We start from the raw sequence: 26,635 nt of genomic DNA on the forward strand, positions 1-26,635 counted from the left end.
GTCAGTTCTCACCTGCCTCGCGCTTGATGATGCGTGCCTTGAAGGGCAGCTTGTGAATGGCCAGCCGCAGGGCCTCGGAGGCGACCTCCTCCGACACGCCGGACAGCTCGAAGAGCACGCGGCCCGGTTTGACGTTGACGACCCAGAACTCGGGGCTGCCCTTGCCCGAACCCATGCGGGACTCGGCCGGGTGCTTGGTCAGCGGACGGTCCGGGAAGACGTTGATCCAGACCTTGCCGCCGCGCCTGATGTGACGGGTCATGGCGATACGGGCCGCCTCGATCTGACGGTTCGTCATGTAGGCGGGCTCGAGGGCCTGGATGCCGAACTCACCGAAAGCCAGCTGCGTGCCGCCCTTGGCCATGCCACGGCGCTTCGGGTGGTGCTGCTTGCGGTACTTGACGCGCTTGGGAATCAACATGGGTGTCAGGCTCCTGCGTTCTGGGTTTCGGGCGCCTCTGCCGGGGCGCTGGAGGCGCTGCTGCGCGGGGCCTGCTCGCGGGCGGCATCGGCGCGACGACGACCGGAACGCTCACCGCGGCCCGGACGGCGGCTGCTGCGCTGACGGCCCGGAGCGGCCTGGCGGGCGGCCTTCTGGGCCGCGCGCTCGGCGCGGGTCCCGGTGACGTCACCCTTGTAGATCCACACCTTGACACCGATGCGGCCGTAGGTCGTGCGGGCCTCGTAGAAGCCGTAGTCGATGTCGGCGCGCAGGGTGTGCAGCGGCACGCGACCCTCGCGGTAGCCCTCGGAGCGGCTCATCTCGGCGCCGCCGAGACGACCCGAGCACTTGATGCGAATGCCCTGGGCGCCCATGCGCATGGCGGTCTGCTGCGCCTTGCGCATCGCACGGCGGAAGGCCACGCGGGCCCCGAGCTGCTCGGCGATGCCCTGGGCGACGAGCTGGGCGTCGGTCTCGGGGTTCTTGACCTCGAGGATGTTCAGCTGGATCTGCTTGCCCGTGAGCTTCTCGAGCTCACCGCGCACGCGCTCGGCCTCTGCGCCGTTGCGACCGATGACGATGCCCGGACGCGCGGCGTACAGGAAGATCGTCAGGCGATCGGAGCGACGCTCGATCTCGACCGAGGAGATGCCGGCGCGTTCGAGGTTCTTCCTGATCCAGGTGCGGACCTGGTCGTCCTCGCCCACGAGCTCGGCGTACTGCTTCTCGGCGTACCAGCGCGACTTGTGGTCGGTGGTCACACCCAGGCGGAAGCCGTTCGGGTTGATCTTCTGTCCCATGCTCAGGCCCCCTTCTTGTCGCCCGAGCGGGGCTCGACGACCGCGGTGATGTGACTGGCGCGCTTGAGGATCCGGCTGGCCGAACCCTTGGCGCGGGCGCGGATGCGACGCATGGTGACGCCCTCATCCACGAAGATCTGGCTCACGTAGAGATCGTCGGCGCGAAGCCCCTCGGCCGATTCGGCGTTGGCGACCGCGCTCTCGATCACCTTGCGGACCGGCTCGGCGGCCGCCTGCGGTGCGAAACGGAGAGTGGCGATGGCCCGGTTGACGTCCATCCCGCGCACCGTGTCGACGACACGGCGCACCTTGCGGGGGCTCATCCGGACGTGACGCGCAATGGCGTACGAGCCAGGGCGATCCCCGAGCAGGGCAAGACGACGGCTGGGCCGTTCGTTGTTATTGCTCATCGAATTCATTCCTTCTGGTCCGCGCCTCAGCGCCGGCGGGCCTTCTTGTCGTCCTTCACATGGCCACGGAAAGTACGCGTCGGGGCGAACTCACCGAGCTTGTGTCCGATCATCGACTCGGTGATGAACACCGGGACGTGCTTGCGACCGTCGTGCACGGCGATGGTGTGGCCGAGCATGTCCGGGGTGACCATGGAGCGGCGCGACCAGGTCTTGATGACGTTCTTGGTGCCGTTCTCGTTCTGCAGGTCGATCTTCTTCTGCAGGTGCTCGTCGACGAACGGACCCTTCTTCAAGCTGCGAGGCATTGTCTACTGCTCCTGAATCAGCGCTTCTTGCCGGACTTGCGGCGACGGACGATCAGCTTGCTGCTGGCCTTGTTCTTGTTGCGGGTACGCCCCTCGGGCTTGCCCCACGGGCTCACCGGGTGGCGGCCGCCGGAGGTGCGACCCTCACCGCCACCATGCGGGTGGTCGATCGGGTTCATCACGACACCGCGGACGGTCGGGCGGATGCCGCGCCAGCGGTTGCGGCCCGCCTTGCCCCAGTTGATGTTGGAGTACTCGGCGTTGCCGACCGAGCCGATGGTGGCGCGGCAGCGGACGTCGACCATGCGCATCTCACCCGAGGGCATGCGCAGAGTGGCGTACTTGCCCTCGCGGGCGACCAGCTGGATCACGGCACCGGCGCTGCGGCCGAGCTTGGCGCCGCCGCCGGGACGCAGCTCCACGGCGTGCACCTGGGTACCGACCGGGATGTTGCGCAGCGGCAGGTTGTTGCCGGGCTTGATGTCGGCGTCGGGACCGGAGACCACCGTCATGCCCTGGGTCAGGTTCACCGGGGCGATGATGTAGCGCTTCTCGCCGTCGGCGTAGTGCAGCAGCGCGATGCGGGCGGTGCGGTTGGGGTCGTACTCGATGTGAGCGACCTTGGCCGGCACGCCGTCCTTGTCGTAGCGCTTGAAGTCCACCAGCCGGTAGGCCTGCTTGTGACCGCCGCCGATGTGGCGGGTGGTGATGCGACCGGAGTTGTTGCGGCCACCGGTCTTCGGCTTCGGGGCGACCAGGGACTTCTCCGGCCTTGAACGAGTCAGTTCACTGAAGTCGGACGCGCTGGAGCCACGACGGCCCGGCGTGGTCGGCTTGTACTTACGAATAGCCATGAGGTTTCTTCGTTCCTTGTCTACGCGTCAGCTCCCGGTCACTCGGCCGGAGCGTTCCCGAAAATGTCGATGTGGTCGTCGGCCGCCAGGGTCACGATCGCTCGCTTGCTGCTGGCGGTCCTGCCGATGCCGTAGCGCGTGCGGCGGCGCTTGCCGGCCCGGTTCAGGGTGTTGACCGACAGGACCTTGACACCGAAGATGGCCTCGATGGCCTCGCGGATCTCGATCTTGTTGGCCTTGGGGCTGACCTCGAAGGTGTAGGTGTTCTGATCGATCAGACCGTAGGTCTTCTCGCTCACCACCGGGGCGAGGATGACGTCGTGCGGATCGTGGATCTTGAAGTCGCTCACTTGGCGTCCTCCTCAACCTCGGCCACGCCGCTGGTGGCGGCCTTGACGGACTTGTTCTTCGCGATGAAGGCCTCGAGAGCCGATCCGGTGAAGACCACGGCGTCGGCGACGAGCACGTCGTAGGCGTTCAGCTGATCCCAGCTGATGACGTGGACGCCGACGAGGTTGCGCAGCGAGAGCAGGCTGTTCTCGTCGGCGCGCTCGAGCACGGCCAGGACACGGCCGTGCTCGCCGAGCGAGGCGAGGAGCGCGGCGGCGCTCTTGGTGCTGGGGCGCTCACCGGTGACGAACGAGTCCACCACGAACAGGCGACCCTCGCGGGCGCGGTCGGAGAGGGCGCCGCGCAACGCGGCGGCGATCATCTTCTTGGGGGTGCGCTGCGCGTAGGAACGCGGCACCGGGCCGTGGACGATGCCGCCACCGGTCCACTGGGGGGCGCGGATCGAGCCCTGGCGGGCGCGGCCGGTGCCCTTCTGACGCCACGGCTTGCGGCCGCCGCCGGAGACCTCGGAGCGGGTCTTCGTCGAGTGGGTGCCCTGACGGGCCGCGGCGAGCTGGGCCGTGACGACCTGGTGCATGAGCGGGATGTTGGCCTGGACGTCGAAGAGCTCACCGGGGAGCTCGACGGAACCGGTCTTCTTGCCGCTGGCGTCGACGACGTCGACGGTGCTGTTCTCGTTCACTTGACATCACCCTTCTTGGCGGCACTGCGCACGACGACCAGACCGCCCTTGTTGCCGGGGACGGCGCCGCGCACGAGGATCAGGCCCTTGTCCGCGTCGACGGCGACGACCGGGAGGTTCTGGATGGTCTTGCGCTCGTTGCCCATGCGGCCGGCCATGCGCAGGCCCTTGAAGACGTGGCCGGGCGTGGCGCAGGCACCGATGCCGCCGGGCGAACGGTGCTTGCGGTGGACGCCGTGGCTGGCGCGCAGACCGGCGAAGCCGTGGCGCTTGACGACACCGGCCGTGCCCTTGCCCTTGGTCACGCCGACGACGTCGACGATCTCGTCGGCGGCGAAGACGTCCGCGCCGAGCTCCTGGCCCAGCGTGTACTCGGCGGCATCGCTGGTGCGGATCTCCGCGAGATAGCGGCGCGGGGTCACGCCGGCGGCGGCGAACTGACCGGCGTCGGGCTTGTTGACCGACTTGGCCTTGACGGCGCCGTAGCCGAGCTGAACGGCGGAGTAGCCGTCCTTGTCAGGCGTGCGAACCTGCGTGACGACGCAGGGACCGGCCTGGATGACGGTCACCGGCACGAGCCGGTTGTTCTCGTCCCACAACTGGGTCATGCCGAGCTTGGTGCCCAGCACGCCCTTGACTTTGCGATCGATGGTCATGTTCTGCGGCCTCACGGAAGCTTGATTTCAATGTCAACGCCGGCGGGAAGATCGAGACGCATGAGCGAGTCGACGGTCTTCGGAGTCGGGTCGAGGATGTCGATGAGCCGCTTGTGGGTGCGCATCTCGAAATGCTCGCGGCTGTCCTTGTACTTGTGGGGCGAACGAATGACGCACCACACGTTCTTCTCGGTCGGCAACGGCACTGGGCCGGCGACCTTGGCACCCGTCCGGGTGACGGTGTCGACGATCTTGCGCGCCGACGAGTCGATGACCTCGTGGTCATAGGCACGGAGCCTGATGCGGATCTTCTGTCCCGCCACGGTTGTTCCTCTTCTCGTCCCTGCTGAGCCGGTGCACCCGGCCTGGCCTGGTTGTGACCAGGACGAATCCACCTCGAAAACTCTCCGTTTTCACCGCTATTCGCCCTTGTCAATGTCATGTCGCCTGGCACCCGAGGTCGGGCGTGTCGGCCAGCATTTTTTGAGCGCACGCCACGCGTGCGCTCGAACGGCTGCCCGGTCGGAGACTCCTGCGAGCCCTCTGCCGCTGCCTGGGTTCCCCACCGTGGACGCCTCAGAACTCGTTCTGAGACCGCCACACCGCAAGGAGCAACTTGTCCATGTTCCCATGAATCAGTGACCCAGGCAAATCAGTGGTGCAGATTTCTCGCCACGCCGGTCACTCCCCGCGGCGAGGCGGGCGGGTCGTGTTCACAGCTGTCGGCGCAGCCCCTCGACACGAGCCAGGGTGGATTCCCGGCCGAGGATCTGGCAGCTCTCGAACAGCGGCGGGCTGATCCTGCGGCCGCTGGTGGCCACGCGCAACGGCGCGAAACCGACACGGGGCTTGACGCCCATCGTGTCGACGAGCCGGGCGCGCAGGGCCGCCTGGATCTCGTCCGCCTCGAAGGGCTCGACCGCGGCGAGGACCTCGGCGGTGGCGTCGAGGATCTCGGCTGCGTCGTCCTTGAGCTGGGCCCGGGCGTCGTCCTCGACGCGGATCGAGTCGTCCGGGACCGTCAGGAAGGCGATCTGACCCCAGGCGTCCGAGAGCTTCACCAGGCGTGGCTTGATCATGCCGGCAGCGGCCCGGACGATGCGTTCCCAGCCCGGGTCGGGGTCCGGGCCCCACTGCTCGTTCGCCGCGATGTACTCGACCAGACGGTCTCCCAGCTCCTCGTCGGAGAGCTCCCGGATGTAGTGCCCGTTGAGCCAGTCGAGCTTCTTGGTGTCGAAGATCGGGCCGACGGTGTTGACCTTGCCCCAGTCGAAGCCCTCGACGAACTGCTCGAATGTACTGATCTCCTCGTCACCACCGGACGGCGGGTAGGCCAGCAGCTGAAGGAAGTTGCGCAGCGCCTCGGGCAGGTAGCCCTGCTCCTTGAACCACATGAGACGGGCTGCCGGGTTCTTCCGCTTGGAGATCTTGGAGTGGTCGGCGTTGCGCAGCAGCGGCATGTGCGCGAACTGCGGCAGCTCCCAGCCGAGCCAGCGGTAGAGCAGGACGTGCTTGGGGGTCGAGCTGATCCACTCCTCACCGCGCACGACCGTCGTGATGCCCATCTCGTGGTCGTCGACGACGACTGCCAGGTGATAGGTGGGGAAGCCGTCGGCCTTCATGATGATCTGGTCATCGGGGAACGGCGCCCTGACGTCGCCCCTGATCACGTCGTGGAAGACGGTCGGCGCATCGTCGGGGACGAGCATGCGCACGGTGGGCGTCTCGGTGAAGCCTGGGAGCTCGGCACGTTCCTGCTTCGTCAGCCCGTGGCACAGCCGGTCGTAGCGCGTGTCCTCCTTCCGGGCGGCCTTCTCCTCGCGCATCCGGGCCAGCCGCTCGGGGGAGCACCAGCAGTGGTACGCATGACCCTCGGCGAGGAGGCGCTCGACGACCGGCTGGTAGCGGTCCAGTCGCTCGGACTGCCGGTACGGGGCGCAGGGGCCTCCGAGGACCGGCGACTCGTCGGGGCTCAGGCCCAGCCAGTCGAGGGTGTCGATGATCTGCTGCTCGGAGCCGGCGACCAGGCGGGCGCGGTCGGTGTCCTCGATGCGCAGGATGAACTGGCCGCCGGTCTTCACCGCCCACGCCTTGTCGAAGAGCGCCATGTAGGCGGTACCGACGTGGGGATCACCGGTGGGGGAAGGGGCAACGCGGGTGCGAGCAGGAGTCGTCATAGTGGCGCCAAGTCTAGTGGCTGCCACCCAGGACTTATTATCGAACTCATGTACGATGCACGAGTGCTGTGCCGGGTGGCGCAGCTGACACCTGCGGCACCGGTCCCGCTGGCCGTCGAGACCGTGCCGGCGGGTTTTCCCTCGCCCGCGCAGGACTACTGGGAGCAGGACATCGACCTCAACGAGCACCTGATCCGCAACCGGCCCGCCACGTTCGTCGTCCGGGTCGCCGGGGACTCGATGGAGGGGGCGGGGATCTTCGACGGGGACGAGCTGATCGTGGACCGCTCCCTGCGGGCCGGCGAGGGGGACGTGGTGATCGCCGTCGTCGAGGACGAGCTGACCGTCAAGCGCCTCCACCTGAGCCCCGACGGCCCCCAGCTGCACCCGGCCAACGACGACTACCCGGTGCTGAGGCCCCGCGAGCTGCGGATCTGGGGGGTGGTGCTGACATGCCTGCACCATCTGCACCGCTGACCCGCTACGCCCTGGTGGACGTCGACGCGTGCTACTGCGCGTGCGAACGGATCTTCCACCCCGAGCTGGAGGGCGCCCCGGTGGTGGTGCTGTCCAACAACGACGGCTGCGTGATATCCCGCAGCAGCGAGGCCGCGGCTCTCGGGGTGGCGATGGGTGCCCCGTGGTTCCGGATCAGGGACTGGGCGGCCCGCCGGGGCGTGGTCGCCCGTTCGTCCAACTACGAGCTGTACGGGTCCATCTCCAGACGGCTCATGGAACTCCTGCGCGGGCTGTCCCCCATCGTGGAGGCGTACTCGATCGACGAGGCCTTCGTCCGTGTGCAGGCCGCCGACCCGGACGCCCTGGCCGCCGTCGGCCGCCGGATCCGCGCCACGGTGCGGCGCGACCTGGGGATCCCGGTGTCCGTGGGCATCGCCCCGACGAAGACCCTGGCGAAGCTGGCCTCGGCCGGCGCGAAGCACTCCCGGGGCCTGGACGGGGTCGCGGTGTGGGACCGCTGCACCGCGGCGGCTCGGACGCGGATCCTCCGGGCGACACCGGCCGCCGGTGTGTGGGGCGTGGGCCGGCGCACGGCCGTGCGGCTGGCCGCGCTGGGGATCGACACCGCCCAGCAGCTGCGCGAGCAGGACCCCCGCGCCATCCGGCAGCAGTTCGGCGTGAACCTGGCCCGCACGGTCCTGGAGCTGTGCGGGACCCCGTGCATCGAGACCGCGGACCACGACGCCGAACGGGCCGACCGGGTGGTGTTCTCCCGCTCGTTCTCCACCCCCGTCACCACCGTGGCACAGATGCACCAGGTGCTGAGCCTGTACACGCAGCAGCTCACCTCCCGTTTGCGCCGGCAGGGCTGTGTGGCGGGAGCGGTGTGGGCCTTCGCCGCCACGAGCCCGGGCCGGCAGCCGTTCCACCAGGTGTCGGCCGCGGCCGGGCTGCCCGAGCGCACGGACGATCCCCTGGTCGTGCTGCGGAGCGTGGCCGGGCTGCTGGAGTCGAGGATGGTCGAGGGGACGCGCTATGCGCGGGCGGGGATCTGCCTGTCGGAGCTGGCGCCCGCCGGCCATCAGGAGCCCCTCCCCGTGTTCGCGGCGGACCCGCGCGGACGGCGCATCGGCGCCGTGATCGACGAGGTCAACGCCCGGGTCGGTCACGGCGCGGTCGGGCTCGGGCTGGCCGGCCTGGCCGCCCCGCCCGACTGGCAGATGCGCCGCGCGATGCTCTCCAACCGGGCCACCACCTGCTGGGCGGAGCTGGCGACCGTCCGGGCCTGAGCCGACGCCGGGCGGGACGCGCCCCGGCCCGCGTTCACAGCTCGAACCAATACGAGGCCCCGCTGAGGCAGAGCCCGCCTCGGATAGGGTGGGGTCGTTTCTGACGTGAGCCACGGCTTCGCCGGCCCACATCCCTGGCCTCGATTCACAGGACTGATCATGACCACACGAACCGCCCCGGCGGACCTGTCCGCGGACTCCGCATCCGCCGAGGGGCTGCGTCGTTCGCTGCGCGGCCGGCACCTGACGATGATCTCGATCGGGGGCGCGATCGGCACCGGCCTGTTCGTCGCCTCCGGCGCCACGATCTCCCAGGCCGGCCCGGGCGGCGCGCTGGTGGCCTATGCGGCGATCGGCGCGATGGTCTGGCTCATCATGCAGTCGCTCGGCGAGATGGCGGCCTGTCTTCCGGTGGCCGGTTCCTTCGGCGAGTACGGAACCCGTTTCGTCTCGCCGTCCTTCGGCTTCGCCATCGGCTGGAACTACTGGTTCAACTGGGCGATCACCGTGGCGGCCGAGCTGGTGGCGGCCGCCCTGGTGATGAAGTTCTGGCTGCCCGAGGTGCCCTCGATCGTGTGGTCGGGCCTGTTCCTGCTCATCCTGTTCGGCATCAACGCGCTGTCCACCCGCGCCTACGGCGAGAGCGAGTTCTGGTTCGCGACCATCAAGGTGGTCGCGGTGATCGCCTTCCTCGCGCTGGGCGTGGCGATGATCGCCGGGATCCTGGGGGACGCCCCGGGCACCGCCAACTGGACGCAGGGCGAGGCCCCCTTCGTCGGCGGCGGCCGGGGCATCCTGCTGGTCCTGCTGGTGGCCGGCTACTCCTTCCAGGGCACCGAACTCATCGGCACCGCGGCCGGTGAGGCCGCACACCCGGAACGAACGATCCCGCGGGCGATCCGCACGATCTTCTGGCGCATCCTGCTGTTCTACGTCGGGGCGATCATCGTCATCGGTTTCCTCATCCCCTACACCGACCCGAATCTGCTCAACACATCGGAGGAGAACGTCTCGATCAGCCCCTTCACGCTCGTCTTCCAGCGGGCGGGCGTCCTGGGGGCGGCCAGCCTCATGAACGCCGTCATCCTCACCTCGGTGCTCTCGGCGGGCACCTCGGGCCTGTACTCCTCCACGCGCATGCTCTTCGCGCTGGCCGAGCGGGGCCACGCCCCGCGCCTCCTCATGCGGCTGAGCCGCCACCAGGTACCGCTCAACGCCCTGCTGGCGACCACGCTCGTGGGCCTGGCCGGATTCCTCACCTCGCTGATCGGCGACGGGCGGGCCTACGAACTGCTGCTGACGATCTCGGCCCTGGCCGGCTTCATCACCTGGGCGGGGATCTCGTGGTGCCACTGGAAGTTCCGCATGGCCCTGCGGGCGCAGGGCCATGACCTGGACGAGCTGCCCTACCGGGCCCGGTTCTTCCCGGCCGGCACCATTGCCGCCCTGGTGGCCTGCGTGGCGATCATCGCGGGCCAGGCCTACGGGCCGGTCACGTCCGGGGCGCCCCTGTCGGACATCCTCATGTCCTATGTGGGCATACCGTTCTTCTTCACCCTGTGGTGGGGCCACAAGCTGGTGACCCGGGCCCGCAAGGTCGACCCGGCGACCGCCGATCTCGGGCTGGACTGACAGCCGCCGGGGTGGCCTGTTCGGCTCGTCCCGCGGACAACTCACATCAGGCGCCTCATCGCGGTTCCGGGGCGCTCGGCCATCGCAGCTGAGCGCATGCCCCTGTCGTCATTACCCGCGGCGGGGCGGCAGGAATGCGATCATGCGCTCGGTACGCGGCCGCACGCCGAGTCCACGGCGCCTCTCCACCAGGCCCATCTTCTCCAGCGCGTTGAGGTCTCGGCTCATGGTCTTCGGTGTCGTGCCCTGGTAGGCCTCGTTGATCCGCTTGCCGAGCAGGACGATCTCATCGGGCAGGGTCCACTTTCCCGGGGGCAGGGCGAGGACGACGTCCCGCATCCGTGCCCTGGCCCTGGTCCGTGCACCGTGGAACTGCTCGTGGACGTATGACTGCCACATGACGAACACCTGCATGCTCTGCACCTTCTCGATGTGACCGCGCAGACCGTCGACCAGTCCCTCGACCGCGTAGTGGACGAAGTCCTCCACCGGGTGGTTGTCGTCGCGGCTCGTGCGCTCCAAGACCGCGTAGTACCTGTCCCTGGTCTTGTTGTAGTGGTCGGACAGGAGATGCGCTGCCGGCATCGGGACGCCCGCACGGAGCATGATCTCGAACTCCAGGAGCCGGGCGATGCGCCCATTGCCGTCCCCGAAGGGGTGGATCCAGGCGAGATACAGATGGGCCAGGATGGCCAGCGCGAGAGCTTGAGGGACTCGGAGCACCTCATCGTTCCCGTCCAGGGCGGCCAGATCGTCGTTCAGCCAAGCGCACAGCCTGTCCATCAAGTATGCACAGTCCTCGGGCGGTACTCCCCGGTAGCGGTTGACGACAACGTCATACGTACGGAATTCGCCGGGAACGACATCGGCCTTCTCGGGCTGACCGACCAGAAGTCGCGCATGCTGCTTCTTCAGGCGGTCCGGGCTCAGTGGAGGAGGAGCTTCCAGGCAGTCCCGGGCGATGTCGTTGAACAGGCTCAGGAGGTTCTCGATCTCCTGCTGCAGATAGGCCCGCGACGGGGGGATCGAGGACTGCCCCTGGACGATGGCCTGCACCTCTTCCTCGCTGAGGCTGTTCCCCTCGATGCTGGTGGTTCCGTAGGCGCCACGCACCAGGCTGACCTGGTTGAGGTCCTCGGCGACGGCCGGCGGCATGACCGACCGTGCGAGGTGTTCGCACTTGGAGGCGGCCTCGCCGAGGAGCACCCAGGTCCTCGGCCTCAGCCGGCCCATGTCGAAGGTGAAGGTGATCCATGGATGGGTGCTGAGATATCGGTGTTCGTCAGCGGGAACCATGATTGTGGTGCACCTTTCTGTCCCTTGCAGTGTCCATTCCTGTTGACCAAAATAACGTCACTTCTGCTGTCTGCGCAGCCCTGGACCGAACGGGAGAGGATGTGATCCACCAGAGGCGCCTGGGCGCCTCTGGTGGATCACCCGGCTATCAGGGGCATCGGACACGGTGAGCTCGCCAAGTGATCGGCATCACGACGAGGATCGTCTTACTCACCGCTCCGGCCCCCCGCTGCCCGCGGACCATCCCTGGCCGACGTGCCGCAGCCGCAGCTGGGGGCCCGCCGAGCGCACCTGGGTGAAGCCGCAGCGTTCCAGGACGGCGATCGACGGGGCGTTGCCGGGGTCCACGTCGGCGAGCACCGTCGCGCACCCGTTGGCGTGCGCCCAGTCCAGCAGGGCGGCCAGCGCCTCACTCATGTAGCCCTGGTGCTGGGCGCTCGCCGCGAGGCCGTAGCCGATCTCGGCCGCGCCGCGCAGGTCCGGCGGGGCGTGGAATCCGATGTCGCCGACGACCAGTCCGTCGCTGCGGCGCACGATCATGTACATCCCATAGCCGGGCACCCAGTTGTCGAACTCGATGGCGGCCCTGGCCAGCCGGGCGGCGCTGCTCGTGTCGGCGTGCGGATAGCCGGGGGCGCAGGGCAGGGGGCACACCCCGTCGGCGAGCGCCTGGGCCTGGGCGGGGTCGACGCCGACCAGGTCCAGTCGTCGCGTGCGCAGCACGATCGGCTGCCAGGGCTGGGCGGTCATGATCCCATCCTGTCCCATCCCGGACGACGGCCGACAGTCCGGCGTCCCCGGCTGGCAGAACCAGCAGTCGCCACCCCGGGCAGGGCACTGACCTGCAACCGGCTTGCCGGAGTGCCCGGCATGGCCCTCCGCTCCCTACAATGGGCGGGCCGGGCCACCCATGACACTCCCCGGCCCCCCGAGTAGATCAACGGAACCGCATGTCCAACACCGAGCAGGGCCCGTCCACCGCTCCCGCGTCCCTTGGCGCCGGGCTGCTGTGCGTCCTGGCCCTCCTGTCGGCCGCTCCCCCGCTGGGCACCGACATGTACCTGTCGACCTTCGTCCAGATGGCCGCCGACCTGAACACCTCGGCCTCGGCGGTGCAGCTGACGCTCACCAGTTTCATGGTGGGCATGGGCGCAGGTCAGCTCATCGCCGGGCCCGTCTCCGACGCCACGGGACGCCGGACGGTCCTGCTCATCGGCACCGGCCTCATGCTCCTCGCCTCCGCCCTGACGATCGTCGCGCCCAGCATCGGCCTGCTCATCGCGCTGCGCCTGCTCACCGGGCTCGGCGGCGGCGCCGCCGTCGCGCTGGCCCGCGCGGTCGTGGCCGACCGGACGCACGGCATCGCCGCGGCGAAGGCCTTCTCGATGCTCATGATGATCCAGGGCGTCGCCCCGGTGGCGGCCCCTGTCATCGGCGGCCTGCTCGCCACCCACGGCGGCTGGCGCGGCATCTTCGCCGTCATCACCGCCTGCAATCTGGCGGCCTTCGTCCTGACGATCACCAGCATCGAGGAGACCCTGCCGTCTGCACGCCGCAACCACGACGGCCCCCGCGCCTTCTTCGCGGTGGCCGGCCGGGTCGTGTCGAATCGCCGGTTCATGGGTTTCACGCTCGTCACCGCCTTCGGTTTCGGCGTCATGTTCGCCTACATCTCGGGCTCCCCCTTCGTCCCGCAGGAGACCTACGGGCTGAGCCAGCTCTCCTACGCGCTGCTCTTCGGCAGCGGCGCCCTGTGGATGACGATCGCCTCGGGCTGCAACACCAGGCTCGTCGATCGCTTCCCGGTTCGCTCGGTGCTCCACGTGGGCCTGGGCGTCATGACGTGCGGAGCGCTGGCCTTCCTGGTCGCCGGCCTCGTCCACGCGCCCCTGTGGTACATCGTCGTCTGCATGCTCACCACCGTCACCGGCGTGGCCCTGGCGCTCGGCAATGCCACCGCGCTGGCCACCGATGCGCTCGGCGGGCACGCGACCGGCACCGGTTCCGGTCTGCTCGGCGCCATCCAGTTCCTCATCGCCGGTCTCATCTCCCCGCTGGTCGGCCTGGCCCAGGACCCCACGACAGGCATGGCGGTCGTCATGCTGGCCTGCCTGGCCGTCGTCCTGGGAGCCGCCCTTCCCCTGGCGCGCGCCGGCTCGGACGGCACGCCGGCCGCTGCCTCTAGACTGGGCCGGTGACCGACGAACCAGCACGCCAAGTCATCCGCACCCGCAGTGCTCGGGCACGGGCGTGGGCGAACAGGCACTGCACCGGGCTGCTGGCACTCATGTGTCTTCTCGCGCTGACCGCCTATCTGGCCGTCAGCCTGCTCAAGTACGCCCGTCTCGGCGACGGCATGGACCTGACGATCTTCGACCAGGCCATCCGTTCCCTGGCGCACGGCGAGCCCGGCTACACGGCGATGAAGTCACCGGGCATGTCGATCTTCGGCGATCACTGGCACCCGATCATCGCGGTGCTGGCACCGTTCTACTGGCTCTGGGACGACCCCCGCACGCTGCTCATCGCGCAGGCGCTCTGCGTGGCGTGGGCCGGCTGGGTGCTCGGACGCCTCGCCCAGCGCCGCGTCGGCACCGGTCCGGCGCTGGCCATCACCGCCGCCTGGCTGTGCGCGCTCGGCACGCAGTCGGCGGTCATCTTCGACTTCCACGAGGTCGCGCTCGGCCTGCCGCTGCTCGCCTATGCGCTGAGCGCCTTCTGCCAGCAGCGGTGGGGGCGTTTCTGGGTCCTGACCGCCTCGCTCATGCTCGTCAAGGAGGACATGTGCTTCCTGGTGGGCGGCCTCGCGATCGCGCTGCTGGTGCGCCGCAGGATCAGGGCCGGACTCGGCCTCGGGATCTTCGCGGTGGCGTGGACGGCCGCCGCCGTCTTCGTCGTCATCCCCCAGTTCAACCCGAACCATGTCTACGCCTACCTGGGCTCCCTGGGCACCGTCACCGTCGAGGGCGTCCAGGACACCGGGCATCCGGCCTGGTACGGCCCGCTCGCCACGATCGGCACCGCTGCCATCCTGCTGGCCGCGACCGGCTTCGTCGCCGCCCGCTCGGCGCTCATCTGGGGGTTCATCGGCCCCTTCGCCATGCGTGCCCTGTCGAAGAACCCGCAGCACTGGACGACGGGTTTTCACTACAACCTGCTGCCGATGCTCGTCGCCTGTTTCGCCTTCGTCGACGCCTGGCCCGCCCTGGTGGCCAGGGCCGAGGCACTGGGTTCCGGGCAGGCCGGGGGTCTGCGGGCCAGGGCCGTCCGGGCCTGGCGGGCGCTGGCCCTGCCCGTCGTGGTCCTCGTCGCACTGGTGTCGATCCCGACCGGCGCCGTGCTCCACGACCTGACCGGCGAGCCCTGCCGGGCGGCCTGCGCAGAGCTCGACGAGGCCACGGCGATGGTCCCGGCGGGCTCCTGGGTGGGAGCCGACGTCTACCTGACGAATCATCTGACCGATCGCTTCGAGGTGAGCCAGTGGCGGCCCACCGACGGCTACCTGGACGATCTGGGGAAGCCGGTCGACCCGGATTGGCTCGTGCTGAACCTGGAGACGATCAGCTACGAGAACGAGAGCGATGCCTGGGTGCGGGACTTCCTGGCCGACCCGGTCGTACGCGGCACGCGCTACGACGTCCGCTGGGCCGGCGATGCGATCGTCGTCCTGCAGCGCGCGAACTGAGCAGACCCTTGGACGTTCGGTTCAGACGAGGATGTAGCGGACGAGGACCATGCCAGCCAGCACGAGCAGGACGGCGATGGTGATGATCCAGTCGTTGCCGCTGGCGACGAACCAGCGCATGCGCGCGCTGCTCGGCAGCACGTGGTCGCGTACGTTCATGCGGGTCAGGCCCGCCCACACCAGCGTCGTCGTGACCGTGATGAGCAGGCACCACGGGCACAGCGCGTGGATGACGAAGTAGGACTGGGTGAACAGCCACAGGGCGAAGAGCAGCGCCACGGTGTAGAGCGCCTCAGCACAGCGCATGTACCAGCGCGGGAACCGCACGCCGGCGACGGTGGCCACCGAGATGGCCAGCACGATGCCCTCGAACAGGATGCCGAGGAAGGCATTGGGGAAGCCGAGCAGGGTGGCCTGCCAGGTCTGGGCGACGGTGACGCAGCTGATGCGCTCGTTGATGTCGCAGGCCAGCTCGAGACCGGGGTCGCCGGCCAGCTCCCAGGCCTCGATCGACAGCTTGAACGAGACGAACAGCCCCAGCAGGCCGGAGACGATCATCTCCGTCGCGGTGCGGGCCCGCCATCGCTGAGGGGCCGGACCAGTCAGATCGGGGTCGAGTTCGACCGTTCCGGACTCGAGGTCTGCTGTCACGCTGGACTCCTCGTGCATCTGCTTGGCTTCGGGAATGGACGCCGAACGGGCGCCTCGTCGAGCATACCCGCCAGGGCCCGGTCGGCGGCGTGCCGGCAGTGCCCCGCCCCCACTGCACCGGCCCACCGGGACGGCGAAGGGCCCGCTCCCCCGACGGGGAGCGGGCCCTTGATGCCTGATACGGAAATCAGCTCACTTGTCGATCTTGGTCACGCGACCGGCGCCGACGGTGTGGCCGCCCTCGCGGATGGCGAACTTCAGGCCGACCTCCATGGCGATCGGCTTCTGCAGGTGCACGATCATGTCGGTGTTGTCACCGGGCATGCACATCTCGACGCCCTCGGGAAGGGTCACGGTGCCCGTCACGTCCGTGGTACGGAAGTAGAACTGGGGGCTGTAGTTGGTGAAGAACGGCTTGTGGCGGCCGCCCTCCTCCTTCGTCAGGACGTAGACGTTGCCCTCGAAGTCGGTGTGCGGGGTGGTGCTGCCGGGCTTGGTCACGACCATGCCGCGCTCCACGTCCTCCTTCTTGGTGCCGCGCAGGAGCAGACCGACGTTGTCACCGGCCTGGCCCTCGTCGAGGATCTTGCGGAACATCTCGACGCCGGTGACCGTGGTGGTCTGGGTCTCGGCGAGGCCGACGATCTCGACCTGCTCGCCGGTCTTGATGATGCCGGACTCGACACGACCGGTGACGACGGTACCGCGACCGGTGATGGTGAAGACGTCCTCGACGGGCATGAGGAACGGCTTGTCGGTGTCGCGGGCGGGCTGCGGCACGTACTCGTCGACGGCGTTCATGAGCTCCATGATGGACTCTTCCCACTTCTCATCGCCCTGAAGGGCCTGGTAAGCGGAAACGCGGACGACGGGGCAGTCGTCGCCGTCGAACTCCTGGCTGGTGAGCAGCTCGCGGGTCTCCATCTCGACGAGCTCGATGAGCTCGTCGTCATCGACCATGTCGCACTTGTTGAGGGCCACGACGATGGCGGGCACGCCGACCTGGCGGGCGAGCAGGACGTGCTCGTGGGTCTGCGGCATCGGGCCGTCGGTGGCGGCGACGACGAGGATCGCACCATCCATCTGGGCGGCGCCGGTGATCATGTTCTTGACGTAGTCGGCGTGGCCGGGGCAGTCGACGTGTGCGTAGTGACGCTTCTCGGTCTGGTACTCGACGTGGGCGATCGAGATCGTGATGCCGCGCTGGCGCTCCTCAGGGGCCTTGTCGATCTGTTCGAAGGCCTCGAACGAGTTCCATTCGGGGTACTTCTTCGAGAGGACCTTGGTGATCGCCGCAGTCAGGGTGGTCTTGCCATGGTCGATGTGACCGATCGTGCCAATGTTGCAGTGCGGCTTCGTGCGCTCGAAATGGGCCTTTGCCACTGGGGCTCCTTCATGATGTCGCGTCACGCTGGCTTGCGGGACGCCCGTGTTGACTACTGCGGGGGTTCTCCCGCAGTCCTGATTGTGTCAGTTCCCGGTACCGGCCGGTGACATACCGGGCCCGATAACGCATGGGCAGGTGCCCACGAACTTTTGCAATTTTGGTCCTTCCCCGCTGCATAGTCAAACGCCATGGGAAGGGACCGGGGTCCGCCCGCCGCGTCGGCGGCGGGCGGGCCTGCCCAGCCGGTTCACTCGGCGATGCCGCGGGCCTTCGCGACGATCTCGTCGGCGATCGACTTCGGCACCTCGCCGTAGGAGTCGAACTCCATGGTGTAGGAGGCCTGGCCCGAGGTCTTGGACCGCAGATCGCCCACGTAGCCGAACATCTCCGACAGCGGGACGAGTGCGCGGACGACCTTGTTGCCATGCTCCTCGACCATCTCGCGGATGTGGCCGCGACGGCCGTTGATGTCGCCGATCACGGTGCCGAGGAAGTCCTCGGGCGTGGTGACCTCGACGGCCATCATCGGTTCGAGGAGGGCCGGGTCGGCGCGACGCGCGGCCTCCTTGAAGACCATCGAGCCGGCGATCTTGAAGGCCAGCTCCGAGGAGTCGACGTCGTGGTAGGCGCCGTCGGTCAGGGTGACCTTGATGTCCTCGACCGGGTAGCCGGCGAGGACGCCGAACTGCATGGCCTCCTGGATGCCCGCGTCGACGGCGGGGATGTACTCCTTGGGGACGCGGCCGCCGGTGACTGCGTTGACGAACTCGTAGCCGCTGCCGGGCTCGGTGGGCTCCAGGTCGATGATGACCTTGCCGTACTGGCCCGAACCACCGGACTGCTTCTTGTGGGTGTAGTCCACGTTCTTGACCGGGCGGCGCAGGGTCTCGCGGTAGGCGACCTGCGGCTGGCCGATGTTGGCCTCCACGCGGAACTCGCGCTTCATGCGGTCGATGAGGATGTCGAGATGGAGCTCACCCATGCCGGCGATGATCGTCTGGCCGGTCTCCTCGTCGGTGTGGACCTGGAAGGTCGGGTCCTCCTCGGCGAGCCGCTGGATGGCGACCGACAGCTTCTCCTGGTCCGCCTTCGACTTCGGCTCGATGGCCTGCTCGATGACGGGGGCCGGGAAGGTCATGGACTCGAGCACGACCGGGCTGCCGGCATCGCAGAGGGTGTCGCCGGTGCCGGTGTCCTTCAGACCCATGACGGCGCAGATCATGCCGGCGGGCATCTCCTCGACCTCTTGGCGCTTGTTGGCGTGCATCTGGTAGATCTTGCCGATGCGCTCCTTCTTGCCCTTGGTCGAGTTGAGCACCTGCGAGCCGGTCTTGAGGACGCCGGAGTACACGCGGACGAAGGTCAGCTTGCCCAGGTGGGGATCGGCCGCGATCTTGAACGCCAGGGCGCTCAGCGGCTCGTCCTTGCTGGGATGGCGGTCGATCTCGACGGACTCGTCACCGGGCTTGAAGCCGCGGATGGCGGGCACGTCGATCGGGCTCGGCAGGTAGTCGACGATCGCGTCGAGCAGGGGCTGGACACCCTTGTTCTTGAAGGAGGTGCCGCACACGACGCCGGTGAAGGCGCCGGCCAGGACGCCGCGGCGGATGGCGGCCTTGAGGTCCTCCCTGGTCCAGTCCTCGCCGCCGAGGTACATCTCCATGAACTGCTCGTCGTTCTCGGCGACCGTCTCGACCATCTCGGCGCGGGCGGCCTCGGCGGCCTCGGCCATGTCGGCCGGGATCTCCTCGACCTCGTAGTGGGCACCGAGCTCGGTCTCGCCGCGCCAGGTCTTGGCGTGCATCTCGACCAGGTCGACGACGCCGATGAAGTCGGCCTCGGCGCCGATCGGCAGCTGCAGCAGCACCGGGATCGCGTTGAGGCGCTCCCGGATGGTCTTGATGCACCAGTCGAAGGAGGCGCCGGTGCGGTCGAGCTTGTTGACGTAGCAGATGCGCGGGACGTTGTACTTGCTGGCCTGACGCCACACGGTCATCGACTGGGGCTCGACGCCGGCGACACCGTCGAACACCGCGACGGCGCCGTCGAGGACGCGCAGGGCGCGCTCCACCTCGACGGTGAAGTCGACGTGGCCGGGGGTGTCGATGATGTTGATCTGGTAGTCGTTCCAGAAACAGGTCGTGGCGGCCGACGTGATCGTGATACCGCGCTCCTGTTCCTGCTCCATCCAGTCCATGGTGGCCGCACCGTCGTGCACCTCACCGATCTTGTGGTTCACGCCGGTGTAGTACAGGATGCGCTCGGTCGTGGTGGTCTTACCGGCGTCAATGTGGGCCATGATGCCGATGTTGCGCACCTTGGCCAGGTTCGTCTGCAGGTCCAGGGCCACTGGATCAAACCTCTATTTCTTGGTCTTGGTTGAACGATCTGCCCCAGAGCAGGGCGGTGCCCCCGCCACGGCGAGCGGGGCCTTGACAGCGATTACCAGCGGTAATGGGCGAAGGCCCGGTTGGCCTCCGCCATGCGGTGGGTGTCCTCACGCCTCTTGACCGAGGCGCCCAGGCCATTGCTGGCATCCAGGATCTCGTTCATGAGGCGCTCGGCCATGGTCTTCTCGCGGCGCGCGCGGGCGAAGCTCACGAGCCAGCGCATGGCCAGCGTGTTCGAGCGTGAGGGCTTGACCTCGACGGGCACCTGGTAGGTGGCGCCGCCGACGCGACGGGAACGGACCTCGACCGAGGGCTTGACGTTGTCAAGAGCCTTCTTGAGGGTCTGCACCGGGTCGACGCCGGTCTTCTCACGGGTGCCCTCGAGGGCGGTGTAGACGATGCGCTGCGCAGTGGTCTTCTTGCCGTCGAGCAGGATCTTGCTCACGAGCTGGGAGACCAGCGGGGAGCTGTAGACCGGGTCGATGATGACAGGGCGCTTGGGCGCGGGTCCCTTGCGAGGCATTACTTCTCCTTCTTCGCGCCGTAGCGGCTGCGGGCCTGCTTGCGGCCCTTGACACCCTGGGTGTCGAGGGCGCCACGGATGATCTTGTAACGAACGCCGGGCAGATCCTTGACGCGGCCGCCGCGCACGAGCACCATCGAGTGCTCCTGCAGGTTGTGTCCGATGCCGGGGATGTAGGCGGTGACCTCGACACCGGAGCTGAGACGGACGCGGGCGACCTTGCGCAGCGCCGAGTTCGGCTTCTTCGGGGTCGTCGTGTAGACGCGCGTGCACACGCCGCGGCGCTGGGGCGATCCCTTGAGCGCCGGCGTCTTGGCCTTGCTGACCTTGTCGGTGCGGCCCTTTCGGACCAGCTGCTGAATTGTGGGCACCTGCTGGTATCTCTTTCGTTGTTAGAGGGATTCTCCTGATGGCGCAACTCCCCCAGCAACCCGACCGCCGCACCCAGCAACCGATGCGCGTTCGAAGGACGATGGGTCGTTGCCGCACACATCCTGGGACCGCCGGGCCGCCTCGCAACGTTCAGGAGCCAGGCCGTGAGGTTATGTGCTTCATCCGGGCAAACCGAACCAAGTCACAAGTCTACGCGGCACACCCCGGGTTGGCAACAATGTGCCACGGCTCCCCCGCCGGGCAGTGGCAGCGGACCGCGGCCGGGCCCATGTGAGATCTGTCACACGAAGCCGGTGACAGATCGTACTGCCACCCGGCGGCCTGAGGCGAAAGCATGGAGCCATGAACAGCACAACCGCACCCGAACCGGCCGTGAGGATCAGCGGCCTGACCAAGTCCTTCGGCCCGCTCGTCGCGGTGGACCGGCTCGACCTCTCGGTCGCCAGGGGCGAGGTGGTCGCCTTCCTCGGCCCGAACGGTGCCGGCAAGTCCACCACGCTCGAGGTCCTCCTCGGCCTCTCACAGGCCGACGCCGGCACCGTCTCGGTGCTGGGCGGCACGCCCACCCAGGCCGTACAGGGCGGCCGGGTCGGCGCCATGCTGCAATCCGGAGGCCTGCTGCCCGAGTTCACCGTGCGACAGACCCTCGACGTGGTCGCCTCCCTGCAGCGGAGGGCCCCCGACGTCGAGGCCATCATCGCCCAGACCAGGCTGTCGGGGCTGCTGCGCCGCAGGATCGGCAAGTGCTCCGGCGGGGAGATCCAGCGCATCCGCCTCGCGCTGGCCCTGCTGCCCCAGCCCGAGCTGCTCGTCCTCGACGAGCCCACCACAGGCATGGACGTCACGGCCCGCGCCGCCTTCTGGGAGACCATGCGCGAGGCGACGGCGCAGGGCCGGGCGATCCTGTTCGCGACCCATTATCTGAACGAGGCGGCCGATTTCGCCGACCGCATCGTCATCATCGACCGCGGCCGGCTCGTCGCCGACGGCTCCGTGGACGAGGTGCGCGCGCTCGGCGAGGGCACCACCGTCACCGCGCGCTGGCCGGGGCTGAGCGGCGAGACCGAGCTGCGCGAGGCGCTCGCCCCCGCGGCCGACTCCCTGCTCACGGTGAGCGTCCACGGCGAGCACGTGGAGCTGCGCACCGCCGCCGCCGACGACGTGGCCCGGCTCCTACTCACCCGGACCCCGGCAGAGCACCTGGGCATCACCGCGCTCAGCCTCGACGAGGTCTTCACCGGGCTCGTCAACCAGGAGCAGGACACCGTACCGTCGGCCTGAACCCGCCCCACTGCCGCGGGCCCACGGCGCAGGCAGACCAGTGCTGCGAGGCGACGGCCCCGCGCGAAGAACTCACGAAGGACACACCGACCATGACGACACTCACCACGACCAGCAGACGGCCCGGGCTGCGCACCTATACGCGCATCGACGCGCTGACCATCCTCAAGCGGGCCGATATGATCCTCTTCACCATCGTCCTGCCGCTGGGCATGTACCTGTTCTGGGGCGCCATGCAGGACTACTCCGACATCGACGTCGGACGCGGCAATGTGGCGGCCTCGACGATGGTCAACATGGCGGTCTTCTCCGTCGCGGTCGCGGCGACCTGCACGGCGGCCGGCGCCGCGGTGGAACTGGCCGGCGGCTGGGGACGGCAGATGGCCCTCACCCCGGTCGGCACCCGCGGCTACGTCCTCGTCAAGCTGCTCGGCGCCGTCATCGTCTCGGCGGTGCCGGTCACCGTCATCTTCATCGCCGGACTGTTCACCGGCGCCGAGATGGACGCCGTCTGGGTGTGGGCCGCGAGTTTTCTGCTCGCACTGGCGCCGACGGCCCTGCTCTTCGGCTGCTACGGGCTGGCCGTGGGGCTGTGGTTCCCGGCCCAGGGAGCCGTCGGCCTCGCGGGGACCTCGATCGCGCTGTTCGGTTTCCTCGGCAATCTGTTCATGCCGCTCGACGGCACACTGTTCGCCCTGAGCCGCTTCACCCCCATCTACGGCGTGGGGGCCCTGGGCACCCGTCCCATCCTGGGCGACGACGTCATCATGATGAGCGACATCGCCACCGAGGCGCTGTGGGTTCCGCTCACTAACATGATCGCGTGGACCCTGCTCTTCGCCCTCGTGTGCCTGGCGGCGCGCCGCCGGACGACCCGGCGCAGGTGAGCACGATGACCGACCGCGCGGCGAGCCCGGCCGGTGACCGGGCGGGATTCTGGCACCGGATCGACTGGATGGCGAGCATCTGGGTGATCTTCCTCCTCGTCCCGCTGACCTTGCTCGTCGGCTCCGCCGCGTCCTGGCCGGTCAAGGCGGGCGGGGTGGTGGGCATCTGTGGTTTCATCGTCGTCTATCTCGTCATGGTGAACTCCTCGTCCGAGGCCTTCGCGTGGAATCGGCTGCCGGAGGGCGCCTCGCCGGCCGAGCAGCTGCGGGTACCGCTGCGCGCCAGTGCCGTTCTGCTCGTCCCCGTGGCGCTGACCCTGCCGGGCCTGGGCTGGTGGGCGTTCTACTTCCTGCCCTTCTTCACCGCACTGCTGCTCTACACGACGCGGCTGGGCACGGGGCTGCTGGCCGTGGCCCTGCTGAACGCGGGTGCCGTGATCTGCGCAGTGCTGTTCATCCACGACGCCGAGACGAGGTGGAGCGGCGTACTGGGGCCGTGCTTCTCGGTGTTCCTCGTCGCTCTGTCGCGCATCGGCGTGGATGCCGAGGAACGCCGCCAGGTCAAGGAGCGCGAGCTCGCCGCGGCGGCCGAGCGCGAGGAGATCAGCCGTGACGTCCACGACCTGCTGGGGCACTCCCTCACCGTGCTCACCCTCAAGGCCGAGGTCGCCCAGCGTCTCGTGCGCCGCGACCCGGACGCCGCCGAGCACGAGCTCGGTGAGATCGTCGGGCTCGCCCGTACGGCCCTGGCGGACGTGCGGGCCACCGTCACCCGGCTGCGCGTACCGGATCTCGCCGGCCAGCTGGAGGCCTCTCGCACGGCCTTCGCCGCCGGCGGGCTCGAGGCCGCGTTCTCGGGACGGGCCGAAGCCGTGCCCGCCCCTCAGCGGGAGCTGCTCGCCTGGGCCCTGCGCGAGGCGACGACGAACGTCCTGCGCCACGCCGGGGCGCGCAGCGTGCGCGTCGAACTCGCCCCGGGCCTGGTGCGGGTCACCGACGACGGCGCCGGAACCACCGGCTGCGAGCTGGGCAACGGGCTGCGGGGACTGTCCGAACGGATCCGGGCCGCCGGGGGCACGCTCACACTCACCAGCCCGGCCCCCGAGAGTTGCGCAGGCCCCGGCCCGGGAACCCTCCTGGAGGTGAGGCTGTGAACCCCTCCCCCATCAGGGTGCTCATCGCAGACGACCAGGGGCTCGTCCGCGGGGCGCTCGCCACGCTGCTCGGGCTCGAACCCGACATCGAGGTGGTCGCCCAGGTCGGCACCGGAAGCGCGGCCCTCGACGCGGTGCGCGCCCACGCGATCGACGTGGCCCTGCTCGACATCGACATGCCGGACATGGACGGGCTGGCCGCCGTGGCGACGATCACCGAGCTGTACCCGAGCTGCCGCAGTCTCATCGTCACGACCTTCGGCCGTCCCGGCTATCTCTCGCGGGCCCTCGAGGCCGGCGCGAGCGGCTTCCTCGTCAAGGACACCCCGCCGTCCGAGCTCGCCGAGGCGATCCGCAGGATCGCCCGTGGGCTGCGCGTCATCGACCCGACGCTGGCCCAGGAGTCGGTACTGCTGGGGCCGAACCCGCTGACCGAGCGCGAGAAGGACGTCCTGCGGCTGGCCGCCGAGGGGGCGGACGCGCAGGGCATCGCCCGGGAACTGGCGCTCGGCGAGGGCACGGTGCGCAACTACCTGTCGGGCGCCATCGCCAAGACGCATGCCCGCAACCGCACCGAGGCGGCCCGGACCGCGGAGCGGAACGGCTGGCTGTAGCGTCCCCCTGCGGCGGGGCACCGCGTTCATCCGTCGGCCGGCAGCCAGGGCAGGCCCGGGCTCGGCCGGGCGGCCTCGTCGGTGACCGTCAGGTACTCGACGCCGTCGAGCAGCCCGGCCAGCCGTCCAGCCGACCGCATCATGAGGGCCGTCGCCGCGACCTCGGCCCGCATGCCGTCGGCGCACACCGCGGTGGCCTGACGCACACCGGCATCGGACGGCCGGCCGGTGGCCGGGTCGACGACGTGGTGCACGAGCTGCCCGTCGACCAGGCCCGGCAGCTGCTGCAGCTGGTCCCCCGAGGTGGCCAGGTCGGCGCCGTCCGCCAGTTCGACGGAGCCGAGGATGGCCTCGCCGGTCGGGGTGTTGACGCCGACCCGCCAGGGGCGCCCGTCCGGCCTGGTGCCGGCCGCGGCGATCGACGAGGCTCCGACCGAGACGAGGGCGGCCTCGACCCCCCGGTCGAGGCAGAGCCCGCGGACGGCGTCGGCGACGAATCCCTTCGCGATGGCCCCCAGGTCGAGCCGCGCCCCGCCGTGCAGGCGGTAGGCGCGTTCATCCACCTTCTCGAGCAGCCCGGGCGCGCAGCGCCGCCGCGCCGCGTCGAGCACGTCCTGGCCCGGCGGCTGCACGGGCCGCCCGGCGGCGAGCCCGGCCAGCCAGCCCTTGACGTTCCACAGCTCGCTGAGCGCGCCGATGCACGGTGTGAAGGCCCCGTCGCTGAGTCCGGCGAGCGTCAGGGCGGCGTCGAGCACGACGGACGTCGCCTCGGCCACCTCGACGACGCCGCCTGCGGCGCGGTTGAGCGCGGACACGTCCGAGTCCGGCTGGAAGCGCGACAGCAGCGACTCGTGGTGGACGAGCAGCCCGGCGGTCTCCTCCACGAGCCCGTCCAGCCGGGGCGTCACCACGATGACCTCGACGATGGTCGCCATCGAGGGCAGGACGAAGCGCTGCGCCCCGGCCGTCGCCCTCATGCGCGCGGCCGCCCCGGGGACGGTGCGGCGCTGCGGGGACTGCTGATCAGTAATCCTCGTCCTCCAGCCCCAGGCCGGGCATGTTGATCGTGTCGGCCCGGCCGTCGTCCTCGACGCCCTGCGCCTGGTAGACGGCGCGCAGCGCGGCCTGCAGGAACTGGCTGTGCGCCACGGTGGCGCCCGAGATCGTGTCGACCGCGGTCGGGTCCTGGGCCTCGACGAGGGCGGCCGAGTACTGCTCGTAGGAGGCGACGGCGGCCTGGGCGCGCTGGTAGTACTCGGCGTTGGCGATCTCCCCCGAGCTGTCCTTGCCGTAGTTCTCGTCCTTGACGGTGCCGTCGGACTCGACCGTCTCGTAGGAGGCCTCGATGATCCGGCCGCCCTCGACGGTGATGGTGACGGTGCCCACCGAGCCCTGGTCGTCCTCGTTGGACTGGCCGGTGTAGGTGCCGTCGCTCATCGGGATGCCCATGTCGACGAGCTCGTCGTCGCCGGAGCAGGCGGTGAGCATCATGGCGCCGACCGCGCCGAGCCCGGCGAAGGCGGCGAACCGACGGGTGAGACCGCGGTGCGTGGTGTTCATGCCTGTTCCCCCTGGTCCTCGCCGCCGGTCATGACCACGTCCGGCTGGGCGGACTGCCCGGCGCCGGGCTCGTCGTGGTCGTGTCTGGTCGTCTCGACGATCCTGCCGTGGTCCAGCCGGACCTCGCGCTGGCCCTTCGAGGCGACCCAGGCGTCGTGGGTGACGACGATGAGCGTGGTGCCCTCGGCGTGCAGTTGACCGAAGATGTCGAGCACGATGCGTTCGTTCTTCTCGTCCAGGTTGCCGGTGGGTTCGTCGGCCAGGACGATCTTCGGCGAGTTGATGAGGGCGCGGGCGACGCAGACCCGCTGCTGCTCGCCGCCGGACAGCTGGCTCGGCAGGTGAGTGGCCCGCTCGGCCAGTCCCACCCGGGCGAGGGCTGCGAGGGCCTCGGTCTCGTCGGGCATCGAGTGGTAGTACTGCGCGACCATGACGTTCTCGAGGGCCGTCAGGTGCGGGATGAGGTGGAACTGCTGGAAGATCAGGCCGATCGTCTCACGACGTACCTGGGTGAGGTCGAAGCCGGAGAACTTGGAGATGTCCCGGCCGTCGAGCATGACGGTGCCCTCGGTGGGCCGGTCCATGCACCCGATGATGTTCATCATCGTCGTCTTGCCCGAGCCGGACGGGCCGACGATCGAGACCCACTCGCCGCGCTGGACGGTGAGGTCGACGTGATCGAGGGCGTGCAGGTCACCGTAGATCTTCGAGACGTCGGTGAGCTGCAGCAGATCGGACGTGGTGTTTGTCATGA

29 protein-coding genes are annotated in these 26,635 nt (G+C 69.1%); 9 read left to right on the forward strand and 20 right to left on the reverse strand.

Annotation, left to right across the window (positions count from 1 at the left end; genetic code table 11):
* Position 1 precedes the first annotated feature (1 nt).
* From rplP to gltX, 10 genes are all read right to left on the reverse strand, one after another.
* Complete coding sequence (gene rplP, locus D9T14_RS01415; protein WP_119161017.1) at positions 2-421, reverse strand: 50S ribosomal protein L16; 420 nt, start codon at positions 419-421, stop codon at positions 2-4.
* A gap of 5 nt (positions 422-426) precedes the next feature.
* A complete protein-coding gene (rpsC, locus tag D9T14_RS01420; protein ID WP_119161016.1) occupies positions 427-1,242 on the reverse strand; it encodes a 30S ribosomal protein S3 in 816 nt (271 codons plus the stop codon).
* A gap of 2 nt (positions 1,243-1,244) precedes the next feature.
* A complete protein-coding gene (gene rplV, locus D9T14_RS01425; RefSeq protein ID WP_119161015.1) occupies positions 1,245-1,652 on the reverse strand; it encodes a 50S ribosomal protein L22 in 408 nt (135 codons plus the stop codon).
* A gap of 26 nt (positions 1,653-1,678) precedes the next feature.
* Positions 1,679-1,960, reverse strand: a complete 282-nt coding sequence (gene rpsS / locus D9T14_RS01430) for a 30S ribosomal protein S19 (RefSeq protein ID WP_119161014.1) — start codon at positions 1,958-1,960, stop codon at positions 1,679-1,681.
* 17 nt (positions 1,961-1,977) lie between these two features.
* Positions 1,978-2,814, reverse strand: coding sequence for a 50S ribosomal protein L2 (gene rplB / locus D9T14_RS01435; protein WP_119161013.1), 837 nt, complete (start codon positions 2,812-2,814; stop codon positions 1,978-1,980).
* Positions 2,815-2,852: 38 nt separating this feature from the next.
* On the reverse strand, positions 2,853-3,164 hold the full coding sequence (gene rplW, locus D9T14_RS01440) for a 50S ribosomal protein L23 (RefSeq protein ID WP_119161012.1): 312 nt from the start codon (positions 3,162-3,164) through the stop codon (positions 2,853-2,855).
* Positions 3,161-3,847, reverse strand: coding sequence for a 50S ribosomal protein L4 (gene rplD, locus D9T14_RS01445; protein WP_119161011.1), 687 nt, complete (start codon positions 3,845-3,847; stop codon positions 3,161-3,163). Before rplD ends, rplW begins: the two co-directional genes overlap by 4 nt.
* The gene (rplC, locus tag D9T14_RS01450) at positions 3,844-4,503 is read right to left on the reverse strand and encodes a 50S ribosomal protein L3 (RefSeq protein ID WP_119161138.1); all 660 of its coding nucleotides are present in this window, start codon (positions 4,501-4,503) and stop codon (positions 3,844-3,846) included. The genes rplD and rplC overlap by 4 nt, the downstream gene beginning before the upstream one ends.
* An 11-nt stretch (positions 4,504-4,514) precedes the next feature.
* Positions 4,515-4,826, reverse strand: a complete 312-nt coding sequence (gene rpsJ, locus D9T14_RS01455) for a 30S ribosomal protein S10 (protein WP_016668002.1) — start codon at positions 4,824-4,826, stop codon at positions 4,515-4,517.
* Between the two features lie 390 nt (positions 4,827-5,216).
* Entirely contained in the window at positions 5,217-6,680 is a 1,464-nt protein-coding gene (gene gltX, locus D9T14_RS01460) for a glutamate--tRNA ligase (protein ID WP_119161010.1), read from the reverse strand.
* A gap of 48 nt (positions 6,681-6,728) precedes the next feature.
* Here gltX and D9T14_RS01465 point away from each other — a divergent pair, with 48 nt between their 5' ends.
* The 3 genes from D9T14_RS01465 to D9T14_RS01475 all read left to right on the forward strand — a co-directional run bounded on the left by D9T14_RS01465 (position 6,729) and on the right by D9T14_RS01475 (position 10,060).
* A complete protein-coding gene (locus tag D9T14_RS01465; protein ID WP_119161009.1) occupies positions 6,729-7,157 on the forward strand; it encodes a LexA family protein in 429 nt (142 codons plus the stop codon).
* Positions 7,133-8,428, forward strand: coding sequence for a Y-family DNA polymerase (locus D9T14_RS01470; RefSeq protein ID WP_119161008.1), 1,296 nt, complete (start codon positions 7,133-7,135; stop codon positions 8,426-8,428). The genes D9T14_RS01465 and D9T14_RS01470 overlap by 25 nt, the downstream gene beginning before the upstream one ends.
* 159 nt (positions 8,429-8,587) lie before the next feature.
* Positions 8,588-10,060 (forward strand): amino acid permease, encoded by a 1,473-nt coding sequence (locus tag D9T14_RS01475; RefSeq protein WP_119161007.1) that lies wholly within the window; start codon positions 8,588-8,590, stop codon positions 10,058-10,060.
* A gap of 111 nt (positions 10,061-10,171) precedes the next feature.
* Here the strand turns inward: D9T14_RS01475 and D9T14_RS01480 are convergent, their stop codons facing one another.
* The gene (locus tag D9T14_RS01480; RefSeq protein ID WP_119161006.1) at positions 10,172-11,356 is read right to left on the reverse strand and encodes a Fic family protein; all 1,185 of its coding nucleotides are present in this window, start codon (positions 11,354-11,356) and stop codon (positions 10,172-10,174) included.
* A gap of 210 nt (positions 11,357-11,566) precedes the next feature.
* A complete protein-coding gene (locus D9T14_RS01485; RefSeq protein ID WP_170175739.1) occupies positions 11,567-12,106 on the reverse strand; it encodes a GNAT family N-acetyltransferase in 540 nt (179 codons plus the stop codon).
* 200 nt (positions 12,107-12,306) lie between these two features.
* Here D9T14_RS01485 and D9T14_RS01490 point away from each other — a divergent pair, with 200 nt between their 5' ends.
* Together D9T14_RS01490 and D9T14_RS01495 are read left to right on the forward strand one after the other, a co-directional pair.
* A complete protein-coding gene (locus D9T14_RS01490; RefSeq protein ID WP_119161004.1) occupies positions 12,307-13,554 on the forward strand; it encodes a multidrug effflux MFS transporter in 1,248 nt (415 codons plus the stop codon).
* Positions 13,551-15,041, forward strand: a complete 1,491-nt coding sequence (locus tag D9T14_RS01495; protein ID WP_126464248.1) for a DUF2079 domain-containing protein — start codon at positions 13,551-13,553, stop codon at positions 15,039-15,041. Before D9T14_RS01490 ends, D9T14_RS01495 begins: the two co-directional genes overlap by 4 nt.
* 21 nt (positions 15,042-15,062) lie before the next feature.
* On the opposite strand, the gene D9T14_RS01500 is transcribed toward D9T14_RS01495, so the two are convergent.
* The 5 genes from D9T14_RS01500 to rpsL all read right to left on the reverse strand — a co-directional run bounded on the left by D9T14_RS01500 (position 15,063) and on the right by rpsL (position 20,363).
* Positions 15,063-15,692 (reverse strand): vitamin K epoxide reductase family protein, encoded by a 630-nt coding sequence (locus tag D9T14_RS01500; RefSeq protein ID WP_232012317.1) that lies wholly within the window; start codon positions 15,690-15,692, stop codon positions 15,063-15,065.
* Positions 15,693-15,884: 192 nt separating this feature from the next.
* On the reverse strand, positions 15,885-17,075 hold the full coding sequence (gene tuf, locus D9T14_RS01505) for an elongation factor Tu (protein ID WP_119161001.1): 1,191 nt from the start codon (positions 17,073-17,075) through the stop codon (positions 15,885-15,887).
* 251 nt (positions 17,076-17,326) lie between these two features.
* Complete coding sequence (gene fusA / locus D9T14_RS01510) at positions 17,327-19,429, reverse strand: elongation factor G (protein WP_119161000.1); 2,103 nt, start codon at positions 19,427-19,429, stop codon at positions 17,327-17,329.
* A 92-nt stretch (positions 19,430-19,521) separates the two neighbouring features.
* Positions 19,522-19,992 (reverse strand): 30S ribosomal protein S7, encoded by a 471-nt coding sequence (gene rpsG, locus D9T14_RS01515; RefSeq protein WP_119160999.1) that lies wholly within the window; start codon positions 19,990-19,992, stop codon positions 19,522-19,524.
* The gene (gene rpsL / locus D9T14_RS01520; RefSeq protein ID WP_119160998.1) at positions 19,992-20,363 is read right to left on the reverse strand and encodes a 30S ribosomal protein S12; all 372 of its coding nucleotides are present in this window, start codon (positions 20,361-20,363) and stop codon (positions 19,992-19,994) included. The genes rpsG and rpsL overlap by 1 nt, the downstream gene beginning before the upstream one ends.
* A gap of 364 nt (positions 20,364-20,727) precedes the next feature.
* Here rpsL and D9T14_RS01525 point away from each other — a divergent pair, with 364 nt between their 5' ends.
* From D9T14_RS01525 to D9T14_RS01540, 4 genes are all read left to right on the forward strand, one after another.
* Positions 20,728-21,666 carry an ABC transporter ATP-binding protein gene (locus D9T14_RS01525; RefSeq protein ID WP_119160997.1) on the forward strand — a complete coding sequence of 313 codons (939 nt, stop codon included), beginning with the start codon at positions 20,728-20,730 and terminating at the stop codon, positions 21,664-21,666.
* 92 nt (positions 21,667-21,758) lie between these two features.
* The gene (locus D9T14_RS01530) at positions 21,759-22,553 is read left to right on the forward strand and encodes an ABC transporter (protein ID WP_119160996.1); all 795 of its coding nucleotides are present in this window, start codon (positions 21,759-21,761) and stop codon (positions 22,551-22,553) included.
* A 5-nt stretch (positions 22,554-22,558) separates the two neighbouring features.
* Positions 22,559-23,707, forward strand: a complete 1,149-nt coding sequence (locus tag D9T14_RS01535) for a sensor histidine kinase (RefSeq protein ID WP_119161137.1) — start codon at positions 22,559-22,561, stop codon at positions 23,705-23,707.
* Entirely contained in the window at positions 23,704-24,321 is a 618-nt protein-coding gene (locus D9T14_RS01540; protein WP_119160995.1) for a response regulator transcription factor, read from the forward strand. Before D9T14_RS01535 ends, D9T14_RS01540 begins: the two co-directional genes overlap by 4 nt.
* Before the next feature lie 26 nt (positions 24,322-24,347).
* On the opposite strand, the gene D9T14_RS01545 is transcribed toward D9T14_RS01540, so the two are convergent.
* From D9T14_RS01545 to D9T14_RS01555, 3 genes are read right to left on the reverse strand one after another with little or no spacing between them, the layout of a single operon-like run.
* On the reverse strand, positions 24,348-25,298 hold the full coding sequence (locus tag D9T14_RS01545; RefSeq protein WP_119160994.1) for an FAD:protein FMN transferase: 951 nt from the start codon (positions 25,296-25,298) through the stop codon (positions 24,348-24,350).
* A 46-nt stretch (positions 25,299-25,344) separates the two neighbouring features.
* On the reverse strand, positions 25,345-25,881 hold the full coding sequence (locus D9T14_RS01550; protein ID WP_119160993.1) for an FMN-binding protein: 537 nt from the start codon (positions 25,879-25,881) through the stop codon (positions 25,345-25,347).
* Positions 25,878-26,633 carry an ABC transporter ATP-binding protein gene (locus D9T14_RS01555; RefSeq protein WP_119160992.1) on the reverse strand — a complete coding sequence of 252 codons (756 nt, stop codon included), beginning with the start codon at positions 26,631-26,633 and terminating at the stop codon, positions 25,878-25,880. The genes D9T14_RS01550 and D9T14_RS01555 overlap by 4 nt, the downstream gene beginning before the upstream one ends.
* Positions 26,634-26,635: the final 2 nt, after the last annotated feature.

Origin of the sequence: Propionibacterium australiense (assembly GCF_003666605.1) — a bacterium.
Classification (GTDB): domain Bacteria; phylum Actinomycetota; class Actinomycetes; order Propionibacteriales; family Propionibacteriaceae; genus Propionibacterium; species Propionibacterium australiense.